Source organism: Paenibacillus rhizoplanae (assembly GCF_042684125.1).
GTDB lineage: Bacteria > Bacillota > Bacilli > Paenibacillales > Paenibacillaceae > Paenibacillus_AQ > Paenibacillus_AQ rhizoplanae.
The window spans coordinates 1-16,922 of record NZ_JBHUKY010000020.1 but is presented as its reverse complement, the minus strand read 5'-3'; the positions used below and the strand labels follow the sequence as shown (position 1 = coordinate 16,922).

Annotated in this window: 15 protein-coding genes and 1 riboswitch; of the genes, 6 read left to right on the top strand and 9 right to left on the bottom strand. The window is 52.7% G+C overall.

Going from position 1 to position 16,922, the window contains the following annotated elements:
* Positions 1-12: 12 nt before the first annotated feature.
* Positions 13-855: an SDR family NAD(P)-dependent oxidoreductase gene (locus ACFSX3_RS09770; RefSeq protein WP_209993938.1), complete on the bottom strand. Its 843-nt coding sequence runs from the start codon at positions 853-855 to the stop codon at positions 13-15.
* A 137-nt stretch (positions 856-992) separates the two neighbouring features.
* On the opposite strand from ACFSX3_RS09770, the gene ACFSX3_RS09765 reads away from it, so the two are divergent.
* From ACFSX3_RS09765 to ACFSX3_RS09740, 6 genes are all read left to right on the top strand, one after another.
* Positions 993-1,946: a helix-turn-helix transcriptional regulator gene (locus ACFSX3_RS09765; protein ID WP_209993939.1), complete on the top strand. Its 954-nt coding sequence runs from the start codon at positions 993-995 to the stop codon at positions 1,944-1,946.
* A gap of 74 nt (positions 1,947-2,020) precedes the next feature.
* Entirely contained in the window at positions 2,021-3,271 is a 1,251-nt protein-coding gene (locus tag ACFSX3_RS09760) for a methyl-accepting chemotaxis protein (RefSeq protein ID WP_209993940.1), read from the top strand.
* Positions 3,272-3,772: 501 nt separating this feature from the next.
* Positions 3,773-3,869: riboswitch (cyclic di-GMP riboswitch) on the top strand.
* A 147-nt stretch (positions 3,870-4,016) separates the two neighbouring features.
* Entirely contained in the window at positions 4,017-5,630 is a 1,614-nt protein-coding gene (locus ACFSX3_RS09755; protein WP_379256093.1) for a thiamine pyrophosphate-binding protein, read from the top strand.
* A gap of 49 nt (positions 5,631-5,679) precedes the next feature.
* Complete coding sequence (locus tag ACFSX3_RS09750) at positions 5,680-6,060, top strand: carboxymuconolactone decarboxylase family protein (protein WP_209993942.1); 381 nt, start codon at positions 5,680-5,682, stop codon at positions 6,058-6,060.
* Positions 6,061-6,211: 151 nt separating this feature from the next.
* Entirely contained in the window at positions 6,212-6,562 is a 351-nt protein-coding gene (locus ACFSX3_RS09745) for a hypothetical protein (RefSeq protein WP_209993943.1), read from the top strand.
* Between the two features lie 137 nt (positions 6,563-6,699).
* Positions 6,700-7,692: a 3-oxoacyl-[acyl-carrier-protein] synthase III C-terminal domain-containing protein gene (locus tag ACFSX3_RS09740; protein ID WP_209993944.1), complete on the top strand. Its 993-nt coding sequence runs from the start codon at positions 6,700-6,702 to the stop codon at positions 7,690-7,692.
* A gap of 102 nt (positions 7,693-7,794) precedes the next feature.
* Here ACFSX3_RS09740 and glpK read toward each other — a convergent pair whose 3' ends face one another.
* From glpK to ACFSX3_RS09700, 8 genes are all read right to left on the bottom strand, one after another.
* Complete coding sequence (gene glpK, locus ACFSX3_RS09735) at positions 7,795-9,309, bottom strand: glycerol kinase GlpK (protein WP_209993945.1); 1,515 nt, start codon at positions 9,307-9,309, stop codon at positions 7,795-7,797.
* 119 nt (positions 9,310-9,428) lie between these two features.
* Entirely contained in the window at positions 9,429-10,868 is a 1,440-nt protein-coding gene (locus ACFSX3_RS09730; protein ID WP_209993946.1) for an ATP-binding protein, read from the bottom strand.
* A complete protein-coding gene (locus ACFSX3_RS09725; RefSeq protein WP_036698191.1) occupies positions 10,869-11,585 on the bottom strand; it encodes a response regulator transcription factor in 717 nt (238 codons plus the stop codon).
* Positions 11,586-11,662: 77 nt separating this feature from the next.
* Positions 11,663-12,925, bottom strand: a complete 1,263-nt coding sequence (ccsA, locus tag ACFSX3_RS09720) for a cytochrome c biogenesis protein CcsA (RefSeq protein WP_209993947.1) — start codon at positions 12,923-12,925, stop codon at positions 11,663-11,665.
* Entirely contained in the window at positions 12,922-14,610 is a 1,689-nt protein-coding gene (resB, locus tag ACFSX3_RS09715; RefSeq protein ID WP_379312836.1) for a cytochrome c biogenesis protein ResB, read from the bottom strand. The genes ccsA and resB overlap by 4 nt, the downstream gene beginning before the upstream one ends.
* A complete protein-coding gene (resA, locus tag ACFSX3_RS09710) occupies positions 14,607-15,131 on the bottom strand; it encodes a thiol-disulfide oxidoreductase ResA (RefSeq protein ID WP_209993948.1) in 525 nt (174 codons plus the stop codon). Before resA ends, resB begins: the two co-directional genes overlap by 4 nt.
* Before the next feature lie 112 nt (positions 15,132-15,243).
* On the bottom strand, positions 15,244-16,002 hold the full coding sequence (locus tag ACFSX3_RS09705; RefSeq protein ID WP_209993949.1) for a pseudouridine synthase: 759 nt from the start codon (positions 16,000-16,002) through the stop codon (positions 15,244-15,246).
* 20 nt (positions 16,003-16,022) lie between these two features.
* Positions 16,023-16,367, bottom strand: a complete 345-nt coding sequence (locus tag ACFSX3_RS09700; RefSeq protein ID WP_209993950.1) for an N-acetylmuramoyl-L-alanine amidase — start codon at positions 16,365-16,367, stop codon at positions 16,023-16,025.
* Positions 16,368-16,922 lie beyond the last annotated feature (555 nt).

The following is a 16,922-nucleotide window of genomic DNA, read 5'->3' as shown; positions in this document are numbered from 1 at the left end:
TTTTGCGTTTTACTATGACATCCGGTAGGCTGGCACCTGCCGGCCATCGGTGTCCGTAAAGCCGTATTTCCGTGCCAGGTCCCCTACCTTCTGGGGAGTACCCGTCATGGATATCACTTCAGGATCAGCAGCAAGCGCTGCAACTGCGCGTCCGACATAGGCTGTTGACTCAGTCGTCCTTAGCCCCTCCTCCTCTGTCCAGAGCTCCTCATCTGTGCCGAAGCTGTCCAGGACCAGCTCGGTCCGCATCCAGCCGGGAGAGACGGGGATCACCGCGATGCCATCCGCTGCCAGTTCGAGAGACAACCCGTAGGCCATGCGCACCAGCGCATTTTTGGACAAATCATAATAGAAGTTACCAGTGTACTTATACTCATCCCAGAAGGTCGTATGGACGATTAATTTACCCGCCCCCGCTCCTTCGCTGCGCATCAGCGGAATGGCATAATAATTGGTCATCAGCTGCGCCCTTACACCTGAAGTGAACATATTGTCCCAATGTTCCGTAGGCAGCTCCCAAAAAGGATTATTCCGGATCGGCAAATTGTTGCCTCCCCAGACATTGTTAATCAAGATATCCAATCTGCCCTGCTCTGCGCTAATCTGCCGGATTACAGCTTCTGTCTCACTGTCATTGGTATGATCACAGCGGATCACGGCTCCGTCCCCGCCTGACCGGCGGATCTCAGCCAGCACACCTTCAAGCGTCCTCGCATGTTGCTCCTGCGGTGTACCAGCATTCCTGCCTGTAATGTATACATAGGCACCTGCCTTCGCCAGCTCCAGCGCAATGCCTCTGCCCGCTCCCCTGCTCCCTCCTGTAACCAATGCCACTTGCCCTTGCAGATTTGTCATTTGATCCGCTCCCTTTCATCTATCATGCCCGGATTAGAAGATCATTTGCGCTAATCCGTACTCTTGTCTAATATAGACCTTATACATGACAACCACTGACATATATAATCAAATAATAAATTCAGGGAGGCCTCCGAATGAGAGCAGACCGTCTGATCACTATCGTTCAACTTTTACAGAGCCGCGGCAAAATCAGCTCCCGGGAGCTGGCACAAACGCTGGAGGTATCCGAACGGACGATCTTCCGGGATATGGAGGCACTTAGCTTCTCCGGCATCCCCGTGCTGGCGGAGCGAGGCCGGGAAGGCGGCTGGAAGCTGGCGGAAGGCTACCGGAATTCCCTGACCGGAATGAACACCAAGGAGATTGCCGCGCTGCTCGTACCCGCTGATCCGGCGATTCTGCGCGCTCTGGGTATTCAGGAGGAGTTCTCCTCGGCCGCCCGCAAGCTGCAAGCCGTCGCTACCAGGCAGCCCGTCACCCCCTTCAGCTTCCTCAGCCAGCGGATTCACATCGACGGAGCCGGGTGGCATCCTTCCGGGGAGACCTATCCCTCCCTATCCGCTTTGCAAGGAGCCTTATGGGAGAACTGCAAGGTGCGAATCACCTATCTGCGCGGGGAGGACACTGCCGAGCGGCTGGTTGCACCGCTGGGGCTGGTAGTCAAGCGCGGCGTCTGGTATTTGGTCGCGGGGCATGATGGCGAGCTGAGGACTTACCGGGTCTCCAGAATCACTGAGGCCAAAGTCACAGAGGAGTCTTTTGAGCAGCCGGAGGATTTCGACCTGCCACACTATTGGGAGGCCTCCACCGCCGCGTTCAAGTCTGCCTTGCCCAGGTACCCCGCCAGCCTGCTTGTCAGGGATCTCACGATGAAGGAGCTGCAGAAGGAGCGATACGTCACTCTGTTGCACCAGGAGCCTTCTGAAGCCCCGAGTTGGATCAGGGCCGAGGCCGAGTTCAACACGCCGGAATCTGCGTGCCGGATCATCCTGTCCCTGGGTCAGGGCATCAAGGTGACCGCACCGCCTGAGCTTGCGGATACGGTTGCTTCGGCTCTGCGTGAAGCGGCAGCATTATACGATTTTTAATAATAGACCAAATGCACTAGTATCCCCTATAATATTACAATACACATTATTATTTATAGGGGGAACTTTACATTATGGACTGGATGAACAAGCTGCCGTTGAAACAAAAAATCGTCACCGGATGTTACCTGGTTGCCGCTTTATTCGCTGTTCCTGTCTTAATCACGCTAATCCTTATGGACAGGCTGCTGATCGGCATTGTTCTTGTCGCAGTCCTGGCAGCACTGACTTACCCGCTTGCGCGCTTTATCGAGAGAACGCTTACATCTTCTTTCGAGGACATCTCCAATGTGACGCACACGATTGCCAAAGGCGACTTCACCAGCCGTGCCGACGAGAATGGCTCCATGGGCGACATTAGCCGCTCCTTCAACACCATGATTGACAAGCTCAAAAAAATTCTCACCGATGCCTCACAGATTACCCGTCAGGTTATGGACGCCAGCCGCGGGATTGAAGACAAGAATCAGAACCTGAAGTTTGTAATGGCACAGGTGGCCTCCTCCTCCAATGAACTGGCTCTCGGTGCTAACGAGATCTCGGTGGATATCGCTGATATGACCGAATCGATCAAGGATATCGAAACCAAAGTCTCCAATTATACGAATTCCACCAAGGAAATGAATAGACGCTCTGTACATACGCTGGAATTGGTTGAACAGGGACGGCAATCGGTGGATACCCAAGCTGAAGGCATGCGCAAGAACATCCAGGCTACCCAGAAGGTGGCGGATACGATCGAAGCCCTGTCGCAGAACGCGCGCGGCATTACGATGATTACCAAGACGATTACCGAAATTGCTGAACAGACCAACCTTCTGTCACTCAATGCCTCCATTGAAGCCGCCCGTGCAGGCGAGCATGGCCGTGGCTTCGCTGTCGTTGCCCAGGAGGTGCGCAAACTGGCCGAGGAATCCACCGCTTCAACCAAAGAGGTGTTCGGGCTGGTACGCAGCATTGAAGCGGATATCAAGCAGGCCATTGATAACATCGCCATCAACGAAGAGGTAGTCCAGGTACAGAATGAGATGATAACGGAGACGGCCAATATCTTTGCTCAAATTGTACATAGCGTCCAATACATAACCGAGCAGATCTCCTCCTTCTCCGCAGAGAGTGATCTTATGCTGGAGAGCGCGCTCAAGATCTCCGGGGCGATCGAGAATATCTCAGCCATCACCCAGGAGACCGCCGCAGGGACCGAAGAGGTATCCGCAGCGATGAACGAACAGATTCACGCGCTGCAATCCGTAGCTGAGGAGACAGAGAAGATGACCTCCGCAGTCTTCAATCTGCAAAAAACGATTCATATTTTCAAATTTTAGCCTCGGCACAAAGAGACACGCCTGCGGAATTTTCTGCGGGAGGTGTCTCTTTTTTTGGGCAGAACAAAGAGTGTTATGTAATATTCACAAATTGTTGAAATTGTGCATAACACGAAGAATCCTGTTTTGCACTTCTTTACTATAAATGTTCTAGTACCATAGCTTAACTAGTAGCAGACTCTCCACCACGCCAATACTTAAGACCTATTAACAGATATTTCAATCCTGTATTTCTCATAAAATCATAACGTTTTGCAGCGAACCCGGGATGCAATGAGGCTTTGTGCTCACTTTCCAAAATTATAGCCCTTAATATTCATTTGCATTTTAAGACTTTAGTCTTCCAGAGACAACCATTTTCAAAAGTTTGAAAATCCAAATATCTAGCGATTTTTACTCCTGAATATTCGCTAAATTCCGAGCTTCTTCTCACAAGGGTTATTGACAAAAGAGGAGCAAGGAATATATTGTAAAGGAAAATTCTCCTTTGCTTAATTTATAACCGCATACCGGCAAAATTCACCGAAAGGGAATGACGCAAAGCCATGGATCTACAGTCTCATTTCTGAAGTGGGATCATGACAGCCAGGTTGCTGAAAAACTGTGAACGCCTTAGGTTTCGCGTTTGATTATGGTGATTCGTGCAACAGGCCTGTGCTCCTATTTTTGAGTACAGGTTTTCTATTGCTGACGTATACAAATAACAACTTGCGGGGTGGATGTTCTGAAGACAGTTGCAGATTATATGGCGGAAGCATTACGTAATCTAGGAGTGACACATTCTTTTGGAATCATTGGCAAGTCTATTTGCCCCATCGCTTTGAAAATGGTTGACTATGGCATTCAGTTTATTCCCGGCCGGCACGAATCCAGCTCCGGCTTCGCAGCCGGCGGTTATGCTCTGAAGACCGGCAGCCTCGGGGTAGCCTTCGGCACCTCCGGTCCGGGCGGAACGAACCTGCTCACCGCAGCAGCGCATGCCAAGGCCAATAATCTTCCCGTCCTCTTTATCACTGGCCACCAGTCCATCAAGGAGCTGGGCATTCCCCAATGTCAGGATTCCTCTTCCTATCTGGCTGATTTGGCGGATATGTTCCGGCCGGCCACCCTCTTCAGCAAGCTTGTTGAACGCGGCGATCACTTCAGCACGATTTTCAACCATGCCCTATCCATCGCCCTCGGTGACAAAAAAGGTCCGGTCCATCTCTGCATTCCGTTTGATGTGCAGACAGAGCGGCTCGCGGAATGCCGGATTGTTCTGCCGGAACGCGAAGGGCTGGTCAGCTACCAAAACTATGAACGGGTTATCTCGGCGATCAATGAATCCGCCCGACCTCTGATCATTGCCGGTAAAGGCGTCAACCGCTCGGGGGCCCATCAGGAACTGGTCCAGCTGGCCGAAACCTTCAACATTCCTGTAGTCACCTCTCCAGGCGGCAAAGGCGCCATAGCTTATGATCACCCGCTCTATCACGGTCCTGTCGGCGTTGGCGGCTCCTCGCACGGGGATGAATTACTGAACAATAGCGACCTGTTCATTGTTCTGGGCTCCCGTCTCAGCGATATGACCATCTGCAACCTCAAGCTGGAGAATCATCCCCAGCAGCTGATCCAGTTCGATGTAGATCCAACCTTTGTCGGCAAAATACTGTCCTCATCCACCATCGCTGTCGGCGGGGATTTGCGGGACAACCTGGCGCTGTATCTCCAGAAGCTGGACTCCTCTGAGGTTACCAAGCATGAAATCACAATCTCCAATGCTTACAATGACGAGCTGCCCGTGCTGGACGGGCTCTCTCTGGCTTCGGTATTGAGCACGATGAGCGATCTGATTCCGTACAACAGCAGCGTGTTTGTAGATGACGGCAGCCATGGCTTCAATGCTGTGAAATGGTTCAATGTGCGCAGGCCCGGCAGCTTCATATTCGATGCCTACTTTGCCTGCATGGGCAATTCAATTGGCATGGCGATCGGCGCCAAGACCGCCTCACCCGGGGAGACTGTCTTCTGTATTACCGGGGACGGCTGTTTTATGATGCTCGGAGCTGAAATAAACACCGCCGTTTGCCAGGACATTCCGGTGATTTTCATCGTGGTGAACAATATGCAGCTGGATATGGCGCTCAAGGGCATGGAGAAAACTACCGGCCGGATTGACGGTACGATCTTCGAGGTTCCGATGGATGCCGTGAAATTCGCCGAATCTCTGGGTGCAGCCGGCTTCCGATGTGAGACGCAGGAAGAGTTCGAAGCGGCAATCCGCGAAGCTGTAGCCCTTAACAAGGCAGCTGTCATTGAGCTGTTGACTGACCGAGATGAGATGCCTCCTACGGCCCACCGTACACTGGATCTAACGTAAGGAAGCCGTATCCCACACCTTTACTAACCTACTATCAGGAGGCCAAAGCGTGAACAAGAACATGAACAGCGGACTTGAACATTTCACTGATCTCTCTGGAGATTATGGGGCCAAGGCACTGGCTCCAATCAAAGAGCATTTTCCGGAATTAGCCGAATATATCATGGGCAATGCCTATGGCGATATTTTTCAACGGACCACGATTGGCTCTGACTGGAAAGAGATTGCGGTGATCTCGTCTCTGATTACGATGGGGCAATATGAGCAGTTAGGTGTTCATTATGTAATGGCGCTCCGTGTTGGCATGACCGTTGAGCAGATCAAGGGTGTGCTGCTGCATCTGGTTCCTTGTATCGGTGCCCCCCGGGTGATTTCGGCCTTTAATGTGCTGCTGGATACCCTGGAGGAGATCAGAGAAAAATCTTCATAATTCTACAATTTTCGACTTTCTGGTTGCGAATTTTAGACGGATCTGGTTATAATAGAGGTAAAATATCCCAAATTCAACTGCGGTTTGTCGAATAGAGTCGCAGGAACGATATTTTGGAGGTATTAAAACTTACACTTAGGGAGAGATCAACATGGGACAATTTATTTTGAAGACAGACACTGCGAAGAAAATAATCAATATTGAGCTGGAAGGAACCTTTTCTAACGAGGACGGACTCAAATCTATTCAGGCTTACCAGCAGACCATCAACCCGATTACCCCTGCTGAATATGCGCTGGATATCGACTGCCGCAAGCTGAATGTAACCGCTCCTGATGTTGTGCCGCTGCTTGAAGGCTGCTTCATCATGTTCAAGGCAGACGGCTTCCAGAAAGTAAGTCTTACCCTGGAGAATAACCCGATCCTCAAAATGCAGCTGGCACGCCTGGGCCGCAAAGCCGGACTTGAGAACCTGGAGATCACTTCAACCGTACAAGCTTAGTTAATCTTTTTTAAACCAAAATCATCTGCTTGAAACTCACGGCTTAGTACACCCAGTCCGCTTGACTGTTTATGATGCGAGTTTGCGGAATATATTCGAGGAAGTATAGCCAACAAAACTTTTGGGGGGTCTACACTATGGCTGGGATTCGTATTAAGGACATTGATATCTACCATCCAGGCAAAAGAATCGGCAATGACTTTTTCATTCAGCATTTTGACGACAAAGGTATTGATATCCGTGGACTGCTGGCTACTCTGGGCCGTGAGAACCGCTACAGCATCGACAGCCCGAATGAGAACTCCCTGACAATGGCTTTTGAAGCCGCAAGCAATGTTCTGGAGAAGACCGGTCTAACCGGCCCTGATATTGACCTGATCGCTTATGCAAGCCAGACCCCTGAATATATATTTCCAACGAACTCCTTGATGATTCACCGCCTGATTAACGGCGCTTCGCATACCATCTGTATTGATAGCAATGCCAACTGTGCCGGAATGACCGCTTCGGTTGAACAGGTCAGCCGCCAGATGATGGCGAACCCGAGAATCCGCCGCGCCCTGGTCATCGGCTCCGATTACGTAGCGCCGCATGCGGACAAGAATGATCCGGTGTATTATGCGAACTTCGGTGATGCCGCTGCCGCGCTCATCCTGGAACGCGATGAGCATTCGGTCGGCTTCATAGACTCTATCTATCAGACAGACACCTGTGTGTATGGCAACTCCCTTTTCCCGGCAGAAGGCCTGGCTCAGCTCGGACGCGCCGGTGTTGCCGCAGGAGAGTTCAATGTGAAGTTCATACCGTTCGATGATTCCATCTGTGTGGATGCCGCCTCCGAATCGATCAACACCCTGCTAAGCAACAACGGGATTGCCCCCGAGTCGGTCAAGGCTGCCTGCTTCTCACAGTTGTCTCTTCCGAACATCAAGGCGGTCTCCGGCAAAATAGGCATTGACCCTGAGGTCGCAGTCTACATAGGCGACGAGTTCGGTTATACCTCGACCAGCAGCCCGTTCATTGCCCTTCACAGAGCCGTCACTACAAGGCAGCTTGAACGTGGAGACAAGGTCCTGTTCTGGACCGTAGGTGCCGGATGGCAGAATGTCGCATTTGTAATGGAGTACTAATCTTACCGTTTATCGTGTGAAATATATAATTTCTTATATTTTCAATTAAAAAAACGGCCCGCTGCAGAGTTTCTGCCAGCGGGCCGTTTCTGTTCTATACCACTACTCTGCTCTAACGTCTGCCTCGCGCTTACCCTCATGCTTCTCCCAGCCCATCGTGCGCGACACAGCATCCTGCCAGGCGCCGTATCTGCGTTCCCGCTCCTCCGGCTCCATCTGCGGCGAGAAGACCTTCTCGGCGGTGTTGAAGCTCTCCAGCTGCTCACGGGTCCATACTCCGGAGGTGAGCCCGGCGAGCAGCGCAGCACCAAGTGCCGTAGTCTCCGCATAGGTTGTACGTGTCACTTCGCTGCCCAGAATATCAGCCTGGAACTGCATCAGCAGATTGTTGCGCACCGCACCGCCATCCACTCTTAGCCCGGTGAGCGGCATGCCGGCATCCTTCTGCATGGCGTCGATGACATCACGGGACTGGAAGGCCAGTGATTCCAGCGTCGCCCGTACCAGATGTGCGGAGGTGGTACCCCGCGTCAAGCCGAATATGGCACCCCGCGCATACATATCCCAGTAAGGCGCACCCAGTCCGGTAAAGGCCGGCACCACCACAACCCCTTCACTCTCGTCCACCTCGCTGGCCTTCTCTTCCGAGTCAGCGGGCGCGACGATCAGCCCCAGCCCCTCCTGCAGCCACTGCACTGCCGCTCCAGCCACAAACACACTGCCCTCCAGCGCATAATAGAGCTCATCGCCCATGCCCCAGGCTACTGTGGTCAATAGGCCGTGACTGGATGCCACAGCTTCAGTGCCTGTATTCATAAGGATGAAACAACCTGTTCCATAGGTATTCTTCGCACTGCCGGCTTCCAGACAGGTATGGCCAAAGAGTGCTGCCTGCTGGTCCCCCAGCACCGACCGGATAGGAATCTCCAGACCGAACCACTGCGGGTCACAGACACCGAAGTCTCCGCCCGACATCCTTACCTCCGGCAGTATGGACGGCGGAATACGCAGCGTGTCCATCAGCTCTTCATCCCACTGGCGCTCGTGCAGGTTATACAGCATCGTTCTTGAAGCATTGGTAACGTCTGTAGCGTGTACAGCGCCCCCGGTCAGCTTCCAGATCAGCCAGGTGTCTATCGTTCCCGCCAGGAGCTCTCCCTTGGCTGCCCGGTCTCTTGCTCCCGGCACATGATCCAGAATCCACGCCAGCTTGGTGGCCGAGAAATACGCGTCAATGACCAGCCCCGTCTTGTCCGCAATGACTCCGGCCATCCCGCGTGACTTCAGCTCCTCACATTGGTCTGCCGTCCGGCGGTCCTGCCAGACAATAGCCGGATAGATCGGCACTCCTGTGATTTTATCCCATATAAGTGCCGTCTCCCGCTGGTTGGTAATGCCGATAGCCGTTATGTGATCAGCCGGTAAGGAGCTTGCTGCAATGGCATCTCTCGCTGCTGCAAGCTGACTTTCCCAGATCTGCTCCGGGTCATGCTCAACCCAGCCTGGGCGGGGAAAGGATTGCTTGATCTCATACTGCCCTTGCGAGATCATTTCCGCCTCTGCATCAAAGAGAATTGCCCGTGAGCTGGTAGTACCTTGGTCCAAGGATAAGATCATAATGCCCAGCCTCCTGCAAGCCTTAGCTTGAAATATGTTTCACGATGAACAATATTAATGTGGTGATTTCAACAAAAAGCACCTCTGCTCTCAGAGGCGCTGTCATGCATGGTCTTGGTTTACTGTTTTTCGACAGGAAGCCGCAGGGTAAATGTGGTGCCTTCTCCGAGCTTGCTGGAGGCGTAAATGCTGCCATGATGCGATTCGACGATATTCTTCACGATCGCCAGCCCCAGCCCCGTACCGCCCGACTCCCCGCGCAGACGCGCTTTATCGGCTTTGTAGAAGCGTTCGAAGATAAACGGCAGATCCTCGGGATTGATTCCAACCCCCTGGTCTCTGATCGCGATCTCCACCAGACTCCTGCCCTCCAGCACTACTGTGCTTGCCAGAATGGAGATTCTCCGGTCCGCCGGGGTGTGGCGGAAGGCATTATCCAGCAGATTGGTCAGCACCTGCTCCAGCTTGTCTTCATCGGCAGCCCCCAGCAGCAGCTCCTGCTCGGGCCGCTTCAGTTCAAGCATAATATCCCGCTCCTTGGCTCTGACGGAGAACTTGCGGTATACCCGCTCCAGCAATTCTCCCACATCTACCTGAGCCTTAAGCATATCTGTATGTCCTGCTTCCATGCGCGCCAGGTCCAGCAGATCCTTCACCAGACGGCCCATACGCAAGGATTCATCATGAATAACCTGAACCAGCTCGCTGCTCTCCTCCGGTGAGGAGGCCATTCCGTCCAGCAGCGCTTCGCTGTAGCCCTGCATCATCGACAGCGGGGTGCGGATCTCATGCGATACATTGGCCACGAAATCACGCCGCATCTTCTCCAGACGTACCTCCTCCGTCACATCACGCAGAACGGCAACGGCTCCGCGCAGATGATCTTCGGAATATAGCGGTGCCATATGCACCGACCATACCCCCTGCCGGACATGAACATTGGAGCGCTGATCGCCCCCATCCTCAAGGGTGCTGAAGAACAATGGACGCAGCGGCGGCGGCACCTCACTGGAAGTCGAGGCCTTCGGAACGGGTCCGTTATCCTCTTCCTCCTCCCAGGTAAGATCACTCCAGGTTTCGAGGAGGGTCTGGCCATGCGGATTGGTGAGGATGATCCGGCCTTCGATATCGAAGGTGATCACCGCATCGCTCATGCTGCGCAGGACACTGGATAAATGCCCTTTTTCATTATTCAGACTGCGTATATTCTCTTCCAGCTCTTCCGCCATATGGTTAAACGATGTGGCGAGCTGGCCGATCTCATCGCTCGTGACCAGGGTCAATCTTGTTCCATATTCGCCGCGGCGGATCGCATTCGCTGCTTCAATGACCTGCTGCATCGGTTGTGTGATCTTCGTGAACAGGAACAGGGCAAAGAAGGTGGTCAGCGAGAACCCGATCATGCACGTGTACAAGAACAGGCGCTTGATCGCCCCGGAATTGGTGAAATTACTGTCGATGTACGGCAGCAGAAACAGCCCGAGTGTAATAAGCACGACAGCAACCAGAAAGATGATCGTGATCCACAGCTTACCGACAAGGCTTCTCCAGAAGTTCACTTATTTAGGCACCTCAAGCTTATAGCCTACTCCCCATACCGTTGTAATCATCGCTGCCGATTCCGGGGATACCTTATTCAGTTTTTCACGCAGACGCTTGACATGGGTATCCACGGTACGCAGATCACCGAAGAACTCGTAATTCCATACATCCTTCAGCAGCTCCTCACGCGAGAATACCTTGTCCGGTGAGATGGCCAGATAATGCAGCAGCTCGTATTCCTTGGGCGTCAGACTTACCTCTTGGCCGCCTGCGCTTACGCGGTGTGCATCATGCTCAATAATCAGGAACGGGAACACGATATTGTTGCTTGAATTACTCTCTTTGGACAAAAATGCTGTTGCGGAAGAACGGCGCATGATCGCCTTGACCCGGTAGATCACCTCGCGCGGACTGAACGGCTTGACGACATAATCGTCTGCCCCCATCTCAAAGCCCTGCACCCGGTTGATCTCCTCACCCTTAGCAGTAAGCATCAGGACCGGTGTGGACTTCACCCCTCTGAGCCGGGTCAGCACTTCAATCCCGTCAATACCCGGCAGCATCACATCCAGCAGAATCAGACCGTAGTCATTGGCGGTTGCTTTGCGCAGGGCAATCTCCCCGTCCTCAGCCTCATCAATCTCATAGCCTTCTTTTTCAAGATACATTTTGAGCAGGCGGCGGATGCGTTCTTCGTCATCCACCACCAGAATTCTATTCAAGTGATCAGCCATTTACACAACAACCCCTTCATCAATTACAGTAGAACGTCACCCTGGATCATAAGCGTGCCCGGAGAAGCCCGGGCTTATCAGTCCGTTCCCGCATATGAATGAAGTCCGGCTATAACCAGGTTAACGCCGACCAGGGTAAACATTACGATTAGAAAGCCGAGTACAGCGAGCCAAGCGGATTTGCGCCCCTGCCATCCGCGGGCCAGCCGCAAATGGAGATACGCACTGTAGAACAGCCAGGTGACGAGTGCCCAGACTTCCTTGGGGTCCCATCCCCAGAATCTGCCCCAAGCCACCTCGGCCCATATCATTGCAAAAATCAAAGCCCCAAGTGTGAAAATCGGAAACCCGATGGCGATTGCCCTGTAGGTAATCTCATCCAGGTCATTCTCATCGATTCCATCAAGTACCGGATGAAGGGCCTTCCCCAGCGGCTTACGCACGGCCAGCCGAAGAATACCATACAGGAGCAGTCCGGACAGCAGTGACCAGATCACGGTGTTGAACTTGCGCCCGGCATTGACGCCATTCATCCAGGAAGGTGCTTGAAACAAAGGCTTCTGCAGCCCAAGAAACGGCTGGAAGCTCTCAATTTCGCTATGGTACGGTGCCACAATCGGCGGCATTTTATAACTTACTTTCTCTATTGTACTATCTTCCTGCCCGGAGCTGTCAATCGTAACGTTAGAACGGACAAAAACAGATTCATAGCCCGCGCCGCGGAAGGCAAATACAGATCCAAGAAACCCAATTATAACAATGATCGAGAACAGAGTAAATTCGACCAGCCGCTGCTGCTTGCGGTCACTGCGTTCCTTGCTGTCAAATTTCACTGTCCGCAGCAGATACATCAGTCCGGCGGCAAAGCCTACCGCGAAGAAGGACTCCCCGAGCGCAGCAAGCGTGACATGAATATTCAGATAGATTGATTTCAGTGACGGGATGAGCGGCTGAACCTCCTGCGGAAATACCGCAGCATAGGCCATTACAACAATCGAGATCGGAACCGCAAATACCCCGAGAATCATCTTTCGGTAGATGGCGAAGATCACCGTAAAGGCAACCATTACCATCATCGATAGGAAGGTCATGAACTCATACATATTGCTTACCGGAATATGACCGGCCCCGATCCAGCGGGTAATAAAGTAGGCCAGATGGCAGAGCAGCCCCAGTGAGGAGGTGATAAAAGCAATCCGGCCCCACCGTGCCGTATGCTCCTCCGGCTTCCTGCCTGACCATTTGCGGCCCATAATGGCAATGGTGAACAACATGAAGGCACCGCTGTATAAGAAAAATGCGGCTATAAAGACGTCACTGCTGAAATCGAGCAAGTTCATGCCATGCCTCCTCCGTTGTCCAATGATTTGTCATCGACTGTCATGTCTATCTGCTCCAGAATAGAAACGAGCTCACGGCGGAAGCCGAACCAGTTCTTGTTCGTATGGCCTCCAAGCACCAGCTGTCCGTCCTCAACGATCAGCCAGATGCGTCTGTGCTGCCAATAGAAGCCGAGAATCAGCCCCAGCATGACAATACCCGCACCAATCCAGACGAACGGCATGGCCCGGTCCACACGTATATTGAGATAGGTGGTGGATTCCGAGAAATCCACATCCGTCATACTGCCGACCTCAAGCTCCAGAAACCGTGTGCCGCCTCCAAGCTTGTCGTTGATGGCCACCTGCTGGAAGCGCTCCTTGTCCACCTGCTTCGGGAAATAGAAATATTGCTGCCCCTCTGCCGGCAGATCCGGTCCATGGATCAGGAAGAGAAACGCCGGAGCGTTCGGATAAGGGGAGGTGGAGACCGGACGGCCCTCCTCATTCAATCCGAAATCCATATACTTCTCCTTCAGCTCTAGCGTGTACGGTCCAGCCTTGAAGCTGCGCTGCGGATTCTTCATATCCAGTCTGAACTTGCCGTAGCTCTCACCGGTAGAAGCATTCACAAGATCAGGCTGCACGGAACGCAGCACAGGCGTAAGATCATAGTCAAACTGATACGCTTTCATTCCTTGGTAGCTCAGCGGAGAATTCACCTGAATGTTATGCCTGGCAACTTCCGCAAGCTGAGGCTCCTTGGAAGGATCGCTGCAGTCCGCCGTACATTCATATAGAACCGCCTTCGTCTCGTAAAGCTTAGGGAGGGTCTTCTTGCCCCGGAATTCCTCGGGCATCTCTTCCTCACTATAGAATTCTACCGTGAACTTCTCATTCTTCAGGTACATGCTGGTGTCCGGTATCCTTACTGTCTCTCCCTGCGGGAAGGCAAGATGCTGATCCATATTCAGACCCGGCAATCCCCTGGCAAGCACAGCAAGCAAAAATATAATCAGGCCAATATGTATTACATAAGGTCCCCAGCGGCTGAAACGGTGTTTCTCGGCCAGTAATGCGCCTCCCTCCGTCCGCACGCGGTACCCTTTCTTCTTAAGCGGCTGAACGATCCGGGCTACCCATTCCTCCGGCTCCCCCTCCACCTCTGTATTCAGCGTAAGCTTTTGACGGGTAAGGAACTGGCGGTGCTTGCGGATCTTCTGCCGGGTTAGTGCCTTGTAGAGCGGAAGCACACGGTCCAGGCTGCAGATGACTAGAGAAGCTCCGATCATGACCAGCAGCGTCACGAACCACCAGGATTCATAGGTATGCGAAAGGCCGAGTCTATAATATATATTCCCGGCTGTTCCATACGTTTGTTCATAATAGGTTGAAGCGTCAATATTCAGAAAGGTGCTTTCTTGCGGAAAAATCGTACCGAGCATCGCACCCAGCAGCGTCAGCACAATCAGGTAGATAGCTATTTTGACTGAGGAAAAAAAATTCCAGACCTTGTCGATCACTCCCGGACTTACCCGTTGTGAACGGCGGGCCACCCCATCGTAGCGCATCTCCAGGTTCCCCGAGGCGTTCTCTTCCTTCTCATCCAGCGGTTTGCCGCAGGCTTCACAGAGAACCGTTCCTACAGGATTCTGGTGACCGCATTCGCATTTGGTGTTGCTGACCAGCGGCTCATGCTTACTCATGGTTCCACCAGCTTCCCGATTTGCTCGTCAAGCGAGCTCAGATCCAGCTGGCCGATATGAATGCTGTCCACCCTGCCCTTCGCATTAATGAAGAAGGTGGTAGGCAGCGGGGAGACCCCGTAGCTGCGGACCGCGTCGCGTCCCTTATCCATCACAACCGGAAAATCAATATCCACGAGCTTCACGAAATTGTCCACTGTCATCTGATCCTCGCCCACATTCACGCCCAAGACTACGACACCCTGGTCCTTCCATTTCTCCCACTGTGCCTGGAGGGCAGGCATTTCCTTCACGCATGGTGCGCACCAGGAGCCCCAGAAGTTCAGTACAACCGACTTCCCTCTGAATTCCTCCAGCGTATGGGTTGCACCATCCAGCCCAAGCAATTCAAAATCCGGCGCTTTCCCGCCTTCTTCAAGCTTGCCGTCTCCCCCGAACACAGAGGAGCTGATGGCATAACCCCCAAGCAGAACGATTAGAAATAGTATCACGATTTGGATTGGCTTCCTGGCTTTGCCCATACAGGGGTACCCCCTTCTGTGACGCAACTCATTACTTTAGTTGTAAGGTGTGAACATCCTATGAACATTATAACGAATATTGTCACAGTTTTAGGAGGGGGAATTGTGAACTTTATGTGTCTTTGCGTGTCTGATTGTCCCGAAGCATTCCCGCTTTGGCAATTTGCTGCAGATGATTGATCTCATCCTTGGTCAAATGGCGGTAGGAGCCGCGCTTGAGATTCTGTAGCATGATATCCCCGAAGGAAATCCGCTTCAGACGGATAACCGGATGCGACACAGCCTCGAACATCCGCCGGACTTGGCGGTTGCGGCCTTCATGGATCGTGATGCTGATTACCGCTTCTTTATTGGCTTCATCAATATCCTTGTATTCAACCTCCGCCGGAGCGGTCATGCCGTCTTCCAGCTTAATGCCGGCCTTCAGCTTGTCCAGCGCTGTGCCGTGCGGTACACCCTTGACCGTGGCCAGATACGTCTTCGGCACATGATGCTTCGGATGCGTGAGCAGGTTGGCAAACTCACCGTCATTCGTCAGTAGCAGCAGCCCTTCCGTATCGTAGTCCAAGCGGCCTACAGGGTATACGCGCTCTGTGATTCCTTTCAGGTAATCCGTTACTACCTTGCGGCCCTTGTCATCCGAGGCGCTTGTAATTACACCTTTGGGCTTGTTGAACATAATATAGATTTTATTCTCGCCCCGGACCAGTCTGCCCGAGACTTTAATAATATCGGTTGCGGGGTCCACCTTCGTGCCAAGCGTAGTTACGAGTTCCCCGTTGACTTCCACTTTACCGGCCAAAATCATTTCTTCACATTTGCGTCTGGACGCAACACCTGCTTGCGCCAATATTTTCTGTAATCTTTCCATTTTCGACTACTCACCTCAGGTTAATGATAACCATCAGAGGCATAAATCACAAGATCATTCCACGGAAAAAATGCTCCGGGGCAAGTTTCACTATGCGGCTCCACCGTAAGCGGCGACATTTGATAGCGCCCGGACAGCTCCAGTATAAGCTTCCCCGCCGCAAAAAGCTGCTGCTGGCGCTCCGGCAGCCCGGGCAGCTGCTCCGCCTCCCCGTAGTTGCCCTCAAGGCAAATATGAATATGCTCCGGGTCTGTTAGCAGCGGCGCCGCATAGACCGAGCCGTTCAGCCCGACCCAGAAGTCGAAGCCTTTGCCGTTAATAGACGGACAGCGGGAATGATGCAGAATAAAGCCTTTGTAGTCCACCCTTTGTCGTCCTCCCTCCGTATTGCTGAAATAGCATATGAAGTGGGGGGGCGGGCGGTGAGGAATGTTTGTTAAAATGTTTGGGAGCGGGGCGGGAGCGAGGCGAGACAGAATAAAAGCGTTGACTAATCGTAGCTCCGAGGAATGCTTGGACTTCCGGCCGCTGTTAAAGTTGGATTTCCTTGATTAGACTGCCCTGCGGCAGTAGAAATCCAACTTTAAAGGCGGTCGCTAGCGCTCCTCCAGTTCCAAGCTTCCTCTCCGCTACTCCGTCTACGCACGGGCAAACCTAATAACAAACAGTCCTCACCTCCCGGAAGGGGGTGAGGACTGTAGGGCAAGCGGCTGCGGGGCAGCGCTTGGAGATAGCACTACCTTTTGAACCCGCCTTGGTTTCTGGGGCGGCCTGCCCGGATAATCAGTTGCACTAATACCCTTCATTGGCTCATCTCGGTTCGGCCCCCTAATTGTGGAGACATTCTGCTAAAAACTCGTGTTTTCGCAGTTTCTCGTTTACAGCGTTATTTCTATCGGTTTTAGCTTGCCCGCTTTCCA